The sequence below is a fragment of the Sphingobacterium sp. UBA5670 genome (genome assembly GCF_002420705.1).
Lineage (GTDB): Bacteria > Bacteroidota > Bacteroidia > Sphingobacteriales > Sphingobacteriaceae > Sphingobacterium.
The window spans coordinates 128452-143734 of sequence record NZ_DIIM01000013.1 but is presented as its reverse complement, the minus strand read 5'-3'; the positions used below and the strand labels follow the sequence as shown (position 1 = coordinate 143734).

The window sequence follows — 15283 nt, the reverse complement described above, 5'->3', positions numbered from 1 at the left end:
CCCTGATTGTATATAGAGCAACAGTAATAACCCACAAATATCATAATTCTCTGATTTTAGAACAGAGAAACATCGAATAAGTTTAACACTATTTTTATTTTTTCCTAACCAAAATGGATCAAAGCAGCGGGACAGGTGCCGTCATTGTCCTTTTTTTGTCAATTCACGCATAAATACTTTCAAGAACACAATATCCTTATATATTTGTAAATCTTCTGAAAATAGGCTGCACTAAAAAGTATTTATCTTCACCTCTATGGACAAAAGGGCTACAATGATCTGGTTTAGAAATGATTTAAGACTTCATGACAATGAGGTATTTTTTCAAGCTTCTGAAAAAAGTTCATTTATCATCCCGGTATACTGTTTTGATCCCCGATATTTCGACCGTAATCAATTTGGCACCTTAAATACAGGTGTCTTGAGGGCGGCTTTTGTTATCGAAGCTGTCACTGCCCTAAAAGAAAAATTAAAAAGCCATGGCAGTGATCTACTGACCTATATCGGCAAACCTGAAGATATCATCCCGCGTATTGCCCAAAAATATCAAGTCAACGAGGTCTATCACCATCGCGAAGTCGCACTACGAGAAACATCTATTTCCGAAAAAGTAGAAAGTGAGCTTTGGAGCAGCAAAATTAATCTGCGCCATTTCATAGGCCATACCCTTTACCATAAAGAAGACCTTCCTTTTCCGATTAAGGATATACCCAATGGCTTTTCGATTTTCAAGAAAAAAGTCGAGCGGGAAAGTTTGGTTCGGCAACCTATTCCATTTCCGACCAATTTCCTTACCCCGCCGCATCTCGAGGACACCAAAATTCCTTCGCTGAAAGATCTAGGTTATTCAGAAGAGGAAATCAAATCTGTTGATGATATTTATATTCTTGGCGGCGAGGATACCGCACTCAGCATTATGCACGCGGTATTGTCAACCTATCCTGAGACAGAACAGGACCCGTTAATTCTAGGTCCTTTTATAGCGTCCGGTGCTTTATCACCCATCCTCTTGTACAACAACATCAAAAAACTTGGGGAAGGCAAAAAGGATAAGCGATTTGAAAAAATCATCGACATTCTTCTCTGGCGCGACTATTTTAGATTTATGCTTAAAAAATATCCAAATATATTTTTTAAGCCCCAGGGTACCAAAAACGGCGCACAACAGGATCATTTGACCTTGGAGGGGAATGATGAATTATTTGAAAGATGGAAATCAGGCCATACGGAACATGATTTTATCAACAGTGTGATGATCCAGTTACAAAAAACGGGCTATATCCCCTATCAGGCGCGCCTGATTGCAGCCAGTTATTTGGTGCATGAATATCAGGTCAACTGGCTTCGTGGCGCTTCCTGGTACGAAGAGCACCTATTGGACTATTCTCCGGCAACTGTATACGGACAGTGGTCTCATGTCGCTGGAGTTGGGACAAGCGAAAAAGACAATAAAGCATTGGACTGGCAAAAATTGATCAAAACACATTTCCCAAATGGACTCCCAAAACTGGATGAAATATTGGCTAAATAAATCTTCGGCAGAAATAAATAATTCCAATAGAAAATAAATTTGTAGTGCGCTGGAAGCCTCTTTTAAATCCTGCTAAAAATGTTAAGAATTGGATAGATTTATTGATTAAATTATTCAATTTCAGTATTAGAAACTCTTTTTTTATTCATAACTTTGACAAATTTCATAGTTTTAATTGTAAATGGACAATCTGACATATTTGAGTAATGCTGATTCGGCTTATGTCGATGGCTTATATCAATCGTACAAGCAAGATCCCCAATCGGTAGATTTCGGATGGCAAAAATTCTTTGAAGGTTTTGATTTCGGTCAAAATGCTGGTGGAACAACAAGTTCAGTAGGCGAAGCTACTCCTGAGCACGTATTGAAAGAAATCAATGTGCTGAACATGATCAATGGCTACCGTGATCGTGGCCACCTATTCACACACACTAACCCTGTTCGTGAAAGACGTAAATACTATCCTGGCAAGGAATTAGAAACGTTTGGTCTTGCTGAAGCAGACATGAACACTGTTTTCAATGCAGGTGTTGAAGTCGGTTTAGGTCCAGCAACATTGAAAGACATCCGTCAGTTGGTAGAGGATACTTACTGCCGTTCTATTGGTGCAGAATTCAAATATATCCGTAACCCAGAGAAAATTAAATGGTTGCAGGACCGCATGGAAGCGGATCGCAACATGCCTAAATTCGCTTTGGACACAAAAAAGAGAATCTTAAACAAATTAAACCACGCCGTAGTCTTCGAAAACTTTTTAGGCACGAAGTTTTTAGGTCAAAAACGTTTCTCATTGGAAGGTGCTGAAAGTTTAATTCCAGCGTTAGATTCTGTCATTGAAAAAGGTGCAGAAATCGGTATCCAGGAATTTGTTATCGGTATGGCTCACCGTGGCCGTCTGAATGTATTGACCAATATCATGGGTAAATCTTACAAATCAGTATTCTCTGAATTTGAAGGTAAAACTTATGCTGATGATCCTGAAGTAAACTTTGGCGGTGACGTAAAATACCATTTAGGCTTTTCATCTGAGGTTAAAACAAACGATGGCAAATCTGTTCACCTAAGTTTGGCACCGAACCCTTCGCATTTGGAAACTGTAGATCCGATCGTTGAAGGTATGGTTCGTTCTAAGATTGACTTCAAATACGAAGGTGACTCTTCTAAAATCGCACCGATCATCATCCATGGTGACGCAGCAATTGCTGGCCAAGGTGTCGTTTATGAGGTAACTCAAATGTCGAAATTAGATGGTTACAAAACTGGTGGTACGGTACATATTGTAATCAACAACCAGATCGGTTTTACAACTAACTACAAGGATGCTCGTTCTGGAACATACTGTACAGACGTAGCAAAAATCACATCTTCACCCGTCTTTCATGTGAACGGTGATGACGCTGAAGCAGTTGTTTATGCGATTAATTTAGCTGTCGAATACCGCCAAAAATATAAAACAGACGTATTTATCGATCTATTATGTTATAGAAGATTTGGACACAATGAAGCCGATGAGCCGAAATTCACGCAGCCATTGTTGTACAAAATCATCGAAAAACATCCAAATCCGAAAGAAGTATATGCTAAAAAATTAATTACTGAAGGAAGTATTGACGAGGCATATTCTAAAAATATCGAGAAGGAATTTAAAGCTGAACTACAGACTAAATTTGAGGAAGCTAAAACAGTTGAGGTATTGACCGAAGAGATTCCGATGTTTAAAGGTGCATGGGAAGGATTGCGTCCTGCTAAAAAAGGTGAAGTATTAACAACCTCGGATAAAACGAAAGTTGCGAAGGATCTATTCTTAAAATTAGCGAAAGAAATCACCACCTTACCAGCAGACAAAAAATTCTTCCGTAAGATTACCCGTTTATTTGAAGACCGTGCCAAAATGATCACGGCTGATTCATATGATTGGGCAATGGGCGAATTGATGGCTTATGCGACATTATTGGATCAAGGTAACCGTGTTCGTATCTCGGGTCAAGATGTCCAACGTGGCACATTCTCACACCGTCATGCCGTATTGACACTGGAAGATTCCGAAGAGAAATATGTTCCTTTAGCCAATATTAAAGGGGGTGATAAATTCTCTATCTATAATTCATTACTTTCAGAATATGCTGTTTTGGGCTTTGAATATGGTTATGCATCTTCTAATCCAAATTCGTTGACAATCTGGGAAGCTCAATTCGGAGATTTCTATAACGGTGCTCAAATCATCGTCGATCAATATTTATCGAGTGCAGAGACAAAATGGAAGCGTTCTAACGGTTTAGTTATGATGCTTCCTCATGGTATGGAAGGTCAAGGTCCTGAGCACTCTTCAGCACGTATCGAAAGATTCTTAGAGTTATGTGCGGATGAGAATATGATCTTAGCAAACTGTACTACTCCGGCTAACTATTTCCACTTGTTGCGTCGTCAACTTGTACGTGAGTTCCGTAAACCATTGGTTGTATTTACGCCAAAATCATTGCTGCGCCACCCTAAAGTGGTATCACCGTTGAAAGATTTTACAGATGCTGCTTTCCAGGAGGTAATTGATGATGCCAATGTTGCAGCGAAAGACGTTAAACGCGTGTTATTCTGTTCGGGTAAAGTTTACTACGACTTATTAGAAAAACAAGAAACGGACAAACGCAAAGATATCGCTATCGTGAGATTGGAACAATTATTCCCAATTCCTACAGAGCAATTGAAAGCAATCCGTAAAAAATACAACAAGGCAAAAGAATTTGTTTGGGTTCAGGAAGAAAATGAGAACATGGGCGCATGGTCTTACTACTGCCGTAAACTAATGGGTACTGAGATTGCATTTACAGGTTTTGTTGCCCGTAAAGAAAGTGGAAGTACAGCTACGGGTTACATGAAACAACACGTTGCACAACAAGCAGAAATCTTAAATAAATCATTCGAATAAAAACAATTTAAAATCAATTGCGTCTTATCTATAGGACGCAATTGTCAATAAAGAACATTATATATGAGCTTAGAAATTAAAGTACCAACCGTAGGTGAATCAATCACGGAGGTAACCTTATCACAATGGTTGAAACAAGATGGCGATTATGTGGAGATGGATGAAAACATCGCCGAACTGGAATCAGACAAAGCAACGTTTGAATTACCAGCTGAAAAAGCGGGTATCTTAAGAATCATTGCACAAGAAGGTGATACTTTAGAAATCGGTGCTGTTGTTTGTACAATTGAAGAAGGTGCTGCTCCTGCCGGTGGTTCAGCGCCAGCTGCTGCCCCTGCTGCAGAAGCGTCAAATGCAGCTCCAGTTGCGGCTGCCGCTGCAAAAGATGAAAATCCAGATAGCTATGCTGCTGGTACAGCTTCTCCTGCTGCTGCAAAAATCTTAAGAGAAAAAGGAATTGATCCTTCGACAATAAAAGGAACAGGTAAAGAAGGTCGTATCACAAAAGAAGATGCCGAAAAAGCTCAACCTGTTGCTAAAGCAGCTGCACCAGCAGCAAAACCTGCCGCTGCTCCTGCTGCGACAGTTGCTCCAGTAGCGGGCTCTAGAAACGAACGTCGTGAGAAATTATCTTCATTACGTAAAACGATCGCAAAACGCCTAGTTGCCGTTAAAAACGAAACAGCCATGTTGACAACATTCAATGAAGTCAATATGCAGCCGATCATGGATCTACGTGCTAAATACAAAGATACCTTTAAAGAGAAATTTGGAATCGGTCTTGGTTTCATGTCGTTCTTTACAAAAGCAGTAACAACTGCATTGGCTGAATGGCCTGCAGTAAATGCTCGTATTGAAGATAACGAAATTGTATATTCTGATTTCGCAGATGTCTCAATCGCAGTTTCTGCACCTAAAGGTTTGGTTGTTCCAGTTATCCGTAACGCTGATGCCATGTCATTGGAACAAATCGAAAAAGCGATCGCCGCATTGGCAGGTAAAGCGCGTGACAACAAATTAACGATCGACGAAATGACTGGTGGTACATTTACAATTACCAACGGTGGTGTATTCGGATCAATGATGTCTACGCCGATCATCAACGCACCACAATCGGCGATCTTGGGTATGCACAACATCATCCAACGTCCTATTGCTGAAAATGGCCAAGTGGTGATCCGTCCAATGATGTACATTGCGCTTTCTTACGATCACCGCATCATTGATGGTCGTGAATCAGTAAGCTTCTTGGTTCGTGTAAAACAATTATTGGAAGATCCAGCTCGTTTATTGTTGGGTGTTTAAACCGCAATAAAGTTTGGAAATATAAAAAAGACCTATGCCTTTGTGGTATTGGTCTTTTTTTTTCTGAAAGTGTCTGATCTTATTGACCAGAAAGAACCTTCAAAAAAGAAACGGCCTACTTAACGAATATAAATCAGAGATAGCCGAATATAAATCGCCTTTTTAATTTCTCCCTTTTAATTTTTACTTTCATCTTGTTAAAGATCAAGCATATCTCTATATACAGCCGGCTTTATAACATAAAAGCTCCTATACGAACGCGAAATTGATTATTAAGCAGACCTTATCAAACAAAATGAAAATTTTATTAACAGCTGCATATCTAATACTCACTGTAACGACCCTGTTTGCCAACATGGCAAACCCAAGAAGTCCGCACAGCATAACAGGACAGCTCGTTCCTGCCGGTAAGGTAAAAGTCACCCATGAGCGTATCGACATCCGCCTTTTATTGGACACCACTGATGATCATTCGGGCTACCGTAGTCACTTCAGCATTGTATACAATATCCATGTTGAAGAAGAAATCGAATTACCGCTCGTATTTCTCGCGCTAAATATGGATGGATTAGATCGGGTACTTGTCAATCAGAAAGAGATCAAAGCAAAGGCGATGGATCAACCCGGTTCAAAATTTCCTTTTTTACGTTTAAAGGATGGCTATTATGAAATCAGTTACGACAGCGATGAATGGAAGCGTATTTCGCTGGATGATGCATTTTATTTTACCGCTAAGCTACACAAAGGTGAAAACAATATTCAGGTTCAATACAGCGCTTATATGGGCTATGACCGGCGCGATATCCGGACCAGATACGAAATTGATTACTTCTTATTTCCTTCCAGATATTGGTCTTCTTTTGGCCGGATTGACTTGTACCTCCACCTAAACGGCGGGATGGAAGTCCTTGAACAGGATTTGGGAACCGCCAAATTACAGACAGATTCAATCGCGCACTGGGTCATTGATCAGGTAGAAAAGAAAGAGAGTTTCCATATAGACGTCGGCTTGAAGACCTCCCTGTTAGCAAAAGCAATTCTTTGGGTACACCCTGAGCTGCTCGCGCTGATCGGATCGCTATTTTTGCTATACCTACATATCCGGTGTATTTATCTAAAATACAAAAGTGGCAGATACCGCTATGCACTGCTACTTGGGAACCTAATTATTCCAAGCTCCTTTTATTTCTTCTGCTGGTTTTGGTCCAGTCTGGCCAACTACCTGATCAAAGGTTCATTTGACGAGAAATCCCGGGGCTTTATACTGCTAGTCATCTTCACCTTACCCTTGATCTACATCATTTACGACCTGATTCTATTTATTATAGACAGAAGCATCCGATCAAGGTTTTCTACCTAGAAAACCAGCAGCCTACTTTTTATAGGTTAGCTTATTTTCAATCATGCGGTTGTTATACTGTTGAATAAATGCTTTCATTTTGGTCTCCATCGTATCCAATACGGTGGGATGCTGTTTCAGCAGATCCTGTTTCATCAAGCGGTCTTTCTTTAAGTCATAAAATGATGTCACTTTCAGTCCATCATAAGACATCATATAATCTTTATAATAGAGGTTATAGCTCCCAGCATTGTTATTGAGCACAAAATTATCCTTACCTGGTTTGAAGGCATCTGAACCAAAGGCAAAATAAGGTTCATCGTAATGCAAATAATTCAAAATGGTAGGCATAATATCTATTTGCTGAACCAGTTTATCCGCTTTGCCAACTAGGTTATCGCCTGGCGCATAAAATATAATAGGAATTTGGAAGCCCCCTGCTGCCGTTTGATATTCCGGCAGGTAGCTTACAGTAGCATGGTCTGCGCAGATAACGAATACTGTATTGTTGTACCAAGGCATTTTGGATGCCGTTGCAAAAAATTCACGCAGCGCATTATCCGTATATCCAATGGGTTCCTGCACGGGCAATGGTCCTTTCGGAAATTTCCCCTGATATTTTTCAGGTACCTTAAATGGATGATGTGAAGATAAAGAGAAGAAACTAGCGAAAAACGGCTGATGAAACGTATTGATCTTATTCGCTACAAATTGCAAAAAGGGTTCATCCCAGATTCCCCATATACCATCAAAGTCAGCGTCATTGTTATATTCATTTTTACCAAAATAATGCTGGATACCTGCCAGTTTCATATAAGCTGAAAAGCCCATGCTGCCATTGGGTGCTCCGTGAAAAAAAGCAGTCTCATAGCCTTTTTTTCCCAAGAGCTTCGCTAAGCTTGTGGTTTCATTTCCAGAATATATCGAAAGCACAAAAGGCTCACCAATGGAAGGAATACCCGTAATAACTGATGGTAGCGCATCAATTGATTTACGACCATTGGCATAGGTATCTGTAAATGTGTAAGCATTGCGGATCAACGAATCTAAAAAAGGCGTATAACCTTTGTATTTTCCTCCTTGGACATCTTTATTCAATTCACCAAAATGCTCCTTTGCAAAACTCTCCAAAATCAGAACAACAACATTTTTCTTTGCAAAAGGCTGGTCTAATTGCGGTATATGAATAGGATTGTATAACTGCTCTAGCTCTTGTTCCGAATAATAATGAACAGGTTTCAGATTTACAGCCTTTAATGTTTTCAATATACTGAATGGTGTGTTCAGTACAATATTCATTTCTTCTGGTGTCTCTACATAATCCCCGGCATTGCTTAATGTTATGGGACGGGTGCTGTGTGCCCAGCCCCCACGTACACCACCGATGAAAAGAAAAGCCGTCAATAAAAATAGAGGCAACTGGATCAAAAATGACTTCCAGCTATATTTCGTAGTCTTTTCAATCTGAATAAGCTGATAGGATTTGATCAAACCATAGACAACCAGTACCAATAATATAATGAGATACCAATAATCCAAACAAAAATCAAAAGCCAATTTCATCAGGTTGGATTCGTTGGAAAATTGGTCAATCACCGTTCCAGTCGTTCTTTTAAGTGTGAATGGATAATAGGCAAAATCAATCAGATTCAAGGCTATACCAAGTGAATTGACCACAATAAAGACCCATTTGGCAACTTGCTGGTAGATTCGGTTACCCTTAAACGGCCCCGGAACAGTCAGCATTACAATATAAAGAATATTTAAATACAGCAAGGCTACAATGTCAAAGCGTACACCACCGGCAAACATCACCAGGAGCTTAGCTGCATCGACATGCGGAAATAAGGAAGCATTGATAGCATAAAAACCCAATCTCAATAATGCATAGATAACCAAAAGAAAGATAAAACGAATTGCGACAGCAAAATAAGGTGCAAATACTCCTTTTAATTTCATAGCCCTAATATTTTAAAAATTCACGATATACGTCTTGATAATACGCTTTGCCAATATTCAATAAGCTGTCTGTTTTACCAGCTGGATATTCTTTATTGGATCTATAATTGATAATCCTTCCTACATTATCGAAAGAAACCGCCTGTTGTGGAGTAATTACACCAAAGGCATCCTTCGAATTATAAAATGCGATCTGAGGAGTCGTGGGGTTAAACAGATCCCGGCTCCAATGATAACGATCGGTGGGAAGATTCAACTGTGTCAATAAGGTAGCTGCTAAATCCGTTTGGTTACCGATTCGATTGAATATTTTTCCACGATATTCAGGTTTGATCACATCACCGAAAAAGATCAGCGGAATATGAAAGCGGTTGGGATGAAATAGCTCCCATTTTTCTGAAGGAAGGCGATGCCCATGGTCGGCCACAATAACGAAAAGTGTATTTTTATACCAAGCTTCCTTTTTAGCTTTACTGATAAAATCAAAAACAGCCGAATCTGTATAATTTGCCGTACTTCTGAATTTATCCGCATTGGTGGCATTACCAAATTTATAGCCGTGTTTTAATTCAAATGGTTCGTGATTAATCAAGGTAAAAATGGTTGAGAAGAACGGTTGCTTTTCCTTTTTGAAATCCTTGATCATCTGATTAAAGACCACATGGTCATATACTCCCCATGAGGCTCGTTCTGCATCTAACCCAAAATTGGCATTATCTACAACCCTCGACATCCCATGCGTCAGCATATACGATTTAAAATTATAAAATTCGCTCTGACCACCATGATAAAATGATGTTTCGTAACCGGCATGGTCGAACTCCTGTCCTATCGCGGGCATATTTTCGTGTTTGTCTATATACTTGATAATGCTCTCGGGCCCCTGCGCCGGAAAACCACTTAGCACCGCCACCATTCCTTTATCGGATCGGTCAGCAGCTGAATAAATATGATCAAATAAAATACCGCCCTTAATCAATTCTTCCATATGAGGCGTAATTCCCTTTTCTCCTCCAAGCGACTGAATGAGATCCCCAACGAAACTTTCCAACATAATAATAACAACATTTGGACGCGTAGTGGACAGCACCTCAACAGCCGAATCAGGCTGACTTTGAAAGGCAGGACGCAACTTTTCCTGAATCTCTTTCTGATTATCATAATAACTATATGGATTCTTCAGTTTCGTACTTTTAGCGAAGAAATCCCGTAAAAAAGACCATTGTGTATTGACTGCAGCATGATTGTAAAATGTCTCTTCGGAATAATAAGCTTTACTAGGGTTTAGCGTCGCTCTGCCATAACCGCCGCGGATAAGAGTGAAAAGCACAAAAACTCCGATTGCTAATTTGATAAAATTGCCTACAGGCGACTTGATATTGAAAAATGATACCTTTTTAAACATCCAGCGGTATAGAAAATAACCACAGAATATGCCGATCAACATGCCAACGATGGGGAGAAATACCGGCGTGGACTCGGCCGAGGCTACAGCTCCCGAGGGTGAAGCAAAAAATGCATCGATAGCACGCTTAGAAATCTTGTCGCCCCATTCACGATAGATATTGACATTGATAAAGCTTGTCACAAAAAACAAAACTAAAACGATCACAGTATAGATATCCAAGATCAGTCTTTTGGGTTTCGGTTTCGGAAAAAAACTTAACACGCAATACACAAGAAACGGTAGAGCGCATATGTAGGAAACAGCCGAAAAATCCAGGTTCAGACCATGGTAATAAATTCTGAAAATCTCCGTAAAATTGGAAAAACCTATTTTCTCAAAAAAAGCAGTAACAAAAATCAATCTATCTATAAAACAGATAATTAACCAAAATAAAAAATACTGTGTTAAGGCTTTAAGCTCATTAGCAAATCGTTGCATCCCTTCGTATAAAAATAAAACAGGCAAATTTACATTAATTTACATGAAATACAGGCTAATTACTTAGTAATATGAAGAAAAGATTAAAAAAGTATAAATCCTACATTATGCTTTGAGTAGCTGCAATAACCTCCAGTACTGCCTAGGACGCCCCCTCATTAAACCGCTAGTTTAGCCTTTGTTCACAGCTTCTTTTTCTTTGAGAACAAGATAAATGGATAACTAAGGAAAATAACATAGAATTCCTTACTTTTGTGTTCCTAAAAAGTTTGAATACAAAAATTTAAAATGAGCATAGCGAAAACTTACAATCCAAAAGAAGCTGAAGAAAAATGGTACAGCTATTGGAAAGCGAATGGATTTTTCCGTTCCACCCCTGACGAACGTGAACCTTACACGATTGTGATGCCTCCTCCGAATGTCACTGGAGTATTGCACATGGGGCATATGCTAAACAATACCATTCAAGACGTTTTGATTCGCCGGGCGCGTATGCAGGGGAAAAACGCCTGCTGGGTACCGGGGACCGACCACGCCTCTATCGCCACTGAAGCTAAAGTCGTCGCTATGTTGAAGGAACAAGGAATTGATAAACGATCTCTATCGCGTGAGGATTTCTTGAAACATGCTTGGGAATGGAAGGAAAAATACGGTGGTATTATTCTAAAACAACTCGAAAAACTTGGCGCTTCCTGTGACTGGGATCGTACACGTTTTACAATGGATCCGGAATTATATCAGTCTGTTATCCGTGTATTTGTCGATCTATATCACAAAGGATTGATCTATCGTGGTTACCGCATGGTTAATTGGGATCCTGAAGCAAAAACAAATATCTCTGACGAAGAAGTTATTTATAAAGAGAAAAACGGCAAATTATATCACCTAAAATATCAGGTTGAAGGAACAGACCAATACATTGTAGTGGCGACAACCCGTCCTGAGACCATCTTTGGTGATACAGCTGTATGTATCAATCCAAACGATGAGCGCTACACATGGCTAAAAGGAAAGCAAGTGATTGTGCCTATCGTTGGAAGAAAAGTCAATATCATTGAAGATGAATATGTCGATCTGGAATTTGGTACGGGATGCCTTAAAGTAACGCCAGCGCATGACGTGAATGACTACGCTTTAGGCAAAAAACACAACCTGGAATTTGTGGATATCTTCACGGACGAAGCAAAGCTAAATGACAATGGCCTGCACTACGCAGGTATGGATCGTTTTAAAGTGCGTAAAGAGATTGAGAAGGAGCTTGAGGAAAAAGGGTTATTGGAAAAAGTTGAAAACTATACCAATAATGTTGGTACTTCGGAGCGAACCGGTGCTGTCATTGAACCTAAAATTTCCAATCAATGGTTCCTTAAAATGGAAGATCTGGCAAAACCAGCATTGGATAATGTCATGGACGATACGATTAAGTTTCATCCGACAAAATTCAAAAATATTTACCGCAACTGGATGGAGAATGTGACAGACTGGAACATCTCAAGACAATTGTGGTGGGGACATCAGATACCAGCTTATTTCTATGGCGATGGTAACGAAGACTTTGTTGTTGCACAAACAATTGAAGAAGCACTTGTATTAGCGCAGCAGAAATCAGGCAATGCAAATCTTCAGGCAGCAGATCTTCGTCAAGATGAAGATGTCCTGGACACCTGGTTCTCGGCATGGTTATGGCCAATTTCCGTATTTAATGGCATCAATGAGCCTGAGAATGCTGAAATCAACTATTACTACCCTACGCAAGATTTGGTGACCGCTCCAGATATTATTTTCTTTTGGGTGGCACGCATGATCGTATCGGGATATGAATTTCGCGGACAATTACCTTTTGAGAATGTTTATTTCACAGGTATTGTACGTGATAAGCTGGGCCGTAAAATGTCCAAATCATTGGGCAACTCACCTGATCCAATTGATCTGATGAACGAATACGGTGCCGATGCCACAAGAATGGGCATGTTGCTAACTGCTCCAGCAGGTAACGACCTTCCTTTTGATGTTGAACTTTGTGTACAGGGCCGTAATTTTGCCAACAAGATCTGGAATGCCTTCCGTTTGGTAAAAGGTTGGGAAATTACTACAGTAGCAGCTTCTGACTCGGATAAAATAGCAGCATCCTGGTTTGAGGCAAGATTAAATCAAGCCCTGGTCGATATCGAGGAAAACTTCAAGCACTATCGTTTATCGGACGCACTCATGACAACCTACAAATTGGTATGGGATGACTTCTGTGCTTGGTACCTTGAATTAGTAAAACCGGCTTATGGATCTCCTATTTCTACAGAAACTTTAGAAACGGTCAAATCTTTCTTCCAACGCATTCTTACACTAGTACACCCTTTTATGCCTTTCTTGACCGAAGAACTGTGGCATGACGAATTGTTTGGCGTAAAAGACGAGAAAGATTGTATTATCGTAGCCGCTTATCCTACGGCGAATGAGTTTGACGAACAGTTAATAAAAGATTTCGCGATCGCTCAACAGATCATTTCGGAAGTTCGCAATATTCGCAATTCTAAAGGTATTTCCCCTAAGGTTGCATTGCCATTGGCGATCAATCAACAGTCGAACATTAATTTAGCACAATATATTGATATCATTACCAAGATTGCAAACTTGGAAGGCGTAACTTTTGTTTCTGAGAAAGTAGCAGGTGCAACAAGCTTCCTTGCCGGTAAAGATGAGTGTTATGTTACGTTAGAAAACAATATTGATGTCGATGCCGAGCGTGAACGTATCGAGAAAGAATTGGAATACTTAAAAGGTTTCCTTGTATCTGTAGACAAAAAGCTTTCCAATGAACGGTTTGTGCAAAACGCTAAACCTGAAATTGTTGAAAACGAAAAAAGTAAAAAAGCAGATGCCGAAGCAAAGATTAAAATTCTTCAAGAAAGTTTAGTAGCATTAGGTTAAGACCTATTCAATAAATTATTAAAAGTCCCGCGCCTTACGTGGGGCTTTTTTTTTCCCTTTAGTAAGCGCTATCCGAAACAACCATACAACCGTTGTATCACCTACGACTATCTTATCAATACTGGAACTATACTTCAACCATACTGGAACCATGCATGAACGACTCATGATATCTGCTTCATGGACATTTAAAACCTAAACTGAAAAACAAGAGAATCATCTGCATCTTCTATCGGTTAAAAGCAGTTTATAACTAATTGATAGACAAACAATGCGGTTACTTTATAAATTCCTGTAAAAAAATGAATAACTTTATAAGAGCGAACTTAAATTATATCATTATGGGATTCAAAGAAACATTTCAGATTAACGGTGAAAACCTTTTACAGAAGATCAAAGAAATCATTGCTGAGGGCAACGTTAGCAAAATCAGCATTTCGGACAAACATGGCAAAGAAATTATGAGCTTTCCCGTCACTATAGGTGCAATAGGCTTGATCTTAGCACCTGTCTTTGCCGCAATTGGCGCTGTGGCAGCATTGCTAACAGAATGCACGATCACCGTAGAGCGAAATACAAACAAAGACGAAGAAGACAAAGATGATAACAGCACTGATCCTCCTACAACAATAACTGTAAAATAATCAATTTAAAATAGACCGTTATGAAGATCTTTAAAAACATACTTTGCATTTTATTTGCCTTGCTATTCATCAATGCAGGGCTGGATAAACTCTTTCATTATATGCCTACCCCACCAATGGATATGGACATGAAAAAAGTATTTGCAGCCTTTGCCACAATAAAATGGCTAATGCCGCTAGTCGGAATTATTGAACTCCTGGGAGGTTTATTGTTTATTTTTCCAAAGACAAGGACTTTAGGTGCATTGGTTATCTTTCCAATACTCATTGGCATTTTTACCCATAACATGATTTTCTATAGCCAGATGGGGTTAATTATCTGGGCTGTACTTTTCATTATTTGGCTATGGGTCGTATTTGAAAATTGGGGCAAATACAGGAAACTGATGGAATAATGGTCCATTTCTCATCCTCCAGATGCCAATAAATAAGAATATGTAGTATGTTAAACACCTATTTCTTTAATAAATTGATAGGTATTTTATGCTTTTATTACCATAAAATTAAAAAACAAAAAACTTTATACGACAATAATGGTTTGGTCAATTATTTGATGTGTTTTTATAACATTCCCGCGACAAAAGACTTTACGCGTGGAAATGAAAAACTGTTAAGATTTGCTAATAGGTATAACGCATAAATTAAACTTGCATTTACAAGCAAATTTATCTTAGTTTGCTGAAATAGTGGCGATATAAGTTATATAGCTGAAAACTAAGCAAACTTTTTCCCGTTTTAATTTTTATTAATAGATACTTAAATCAAATTATAC

9 protein-coding genes are annotated in these 15283 nt (G+C 39.2%); 7 read left to right on the top strand and 2 right to left on the bottom strand.

From position 1 onward, the window contains the following. Positions 1 to 274 precede the first annotated feature (274 nt). From B3C94_RS11415 to B3C94_RS11400, 4 genes are all read left to right on the top strand, one after another. Complete coding sequence (locus tag B3C94_RS11415) at positions 275 to 1531, top strand: deoxyribodipyrimidine photo-lyase (RefSeq protein WP_293903639.1); 1257 nt, start codon at positions 275 to 277, stop codon at positions 1529 to 1531. Positions 1532 to 1712: 181 nt separating this feature from the next. Next, positions 1713 to 4454 carry a 2-oxoglutarate dehydrogenase E1 component gene (locus B3C94_RS11410; RefSeq protein WP_293903636.1) on the top strand — a complete coding sequence of 914 codons (2742 nt, stop codon included), beginning with the start codon at positions 1713 to 1715 and terminating at the stop codon, positions 4452 to 4454. A gap of 63 nt (positions 4455 to 4517) precedes the next feature. After that, complete coding sequence (odhB, locus tag B3C94_RS11405) at positions 4518 to 5759, top strand: 2-oxoglutarate dehydrogenase complex dihydrolipoyllysine-residue succinyltransferase (protein WP_293903633.1); 1242 nt, start codon at positions 4518 to 4520, stop codon at positions 5757 to 5759. Between the two features lie 295 nt (positions 5760 to 6054). Next, complete coding sequence (locus B3C94_RS11400; protein ID WP_293903630.1) at positions 6055 to 7119, top strand: hypothetical protein; 1065 nt, start codon at positions 6055 to 6057, stop codon at positions 7117 to 7119. Between the two features lie 12 nt (positions 7120 to 7131). Here the strand turns inward: B3C94_RS11400 and B3C94_RS11395 are convergent, their stop codons facing one another. Together B3C94_RS11395 and B3C94_RS11390 are read right to left on the bottom strand one after the other, a co-directional pair. Continuing rightward, positions 7132 to 9057 carry an LTA synthase family protein gene (locus B3C94_RS11395; protein WP_293903627.1) on the bottom strand — a complete coding sequence of 642 codons (1926 nt, stop codon included), beginning with the start codon at positions 9055 to 9057 and terminating at the stop codon, positions 7132 to 7134. A gap of 4 nt (positions 9058 to 9061) precedes the next feature. Beyond that, the gene (locus tag B3C94_RS11390) at positions 9062 to 10684 is read right to left on the bottom strand and encodes an LTA synthase family protein (protein ID WP_293903624.1); all 1623 of its coding nucleotides are present in this window, start codon (positions 10682 to 10684) and stop codon (positions 9062 to 9064) included. A 546-nt stretch (positions 10685 to 11230) separates the two neighbouring features. Here B3C94_RS11390 and B3C94_RS11385 point away from each other — a divergent pair. The 3 genes from B3C94_RS11385 (at position 11231) to B3C94_RS11375 (ending at position 14906) form a co-directional block, all read left to right on the top strand. After that, positions 11231 to 13867, top strand: coding sequence for a valine--tRNA ligase (locus tag B3C94_RS11385; protein ID WP_293903621.1), 2637 nt, complete (start codon positions 11231 to 11233; stop codon positions 13865 to 13867). Between the two features lie 302 nt (positions 13868 to 14169). Further along, positions 14170 to 14511, top strand: a complete 342-nt coding sequence (locus B3C94_RS11380; protein ID WP_293903618.1) for a DUF4342 domain-containing protein — start codon at positions 14170 to 14172, stop codon at positions 14509 to 14511. A gap of 20 nt (positions 14512 to 14531) precedes the next feature. Continuing rightward, positions 14532 to 14906 carry a DoxX family membrane protein gene (locus B3C94_RS11375; protein WP_293903615.1) on the top strand — a complete coding sequence of 125 codons (375 nt, stop codon included), beginning with the start codon at positions 14532 to 14534 and terminating at the stop codon, positions 14904 to 14906. Positions 14907 to 15283 lie beyond the last annotated feature (377 nt).